The sequence below is a fragment of the Prevotellamassilia timonensis genome, from assembly GCF_021531665.1.
In the GTDB taxonomy this organism is placed as follows: Bacteria; Bacteroidota; Bacteroidia; order Bacteroidales; family Bacteroidaceae; genus Alloprevotella.
This window is the reverse complement of the sequence record NZ_JADYUH010000171.1, coordinates 1-373: the sequence shown is the minus strand read 5'-3', so window position 1 is coordinate 373 and position 373 is coordinate 1. Positions and strand designations below refer to the sequence as shown.

Here is a 373-nt window from a genome sequence, read left to right as displayed (position 1 = left end):
CCCACCGACCAGACAACCGAAGAATAGAGTGTTACCACCTTGTCATCCGAGGTGATGTCTTCACTCACAAACACATTCATGTCGAGATTCCTAATGTCCACCCTGTCACCATACACCTTAGGTCTTCCACGCTTGCCGGTCTTTGGACCATCATAAAGATAACGCAGTCTTACATCACTCCTGAATCTGCTTATAATATTGAATCCCAAATCAATGAGACCATCCACAAAAGGTTTCTTTGAGAAATAGGCATCAGCAACTATCGTCTTGCAGACCTCCAAAAGTGCATCCTTCTGAGAGGCAATAACCTTGAGATACCATGCCAGAAGAGAATTTGGATTATCCATTCCCGCAAGGTACTTGGGAGGACGAC

The 373-nt window shown here is 45.0% G+C and carries 1 pseudogene; it reads right to left on the bottom strand.

What is annotated here, in order from left to right:
* Positions 1–347, bottom strand: a pseudogene (locus I6E40_RS10755) (hypothetical protein); the annotation flags it as partial.
* Positions 348–373: the final 26 nt, after the last annotated feature.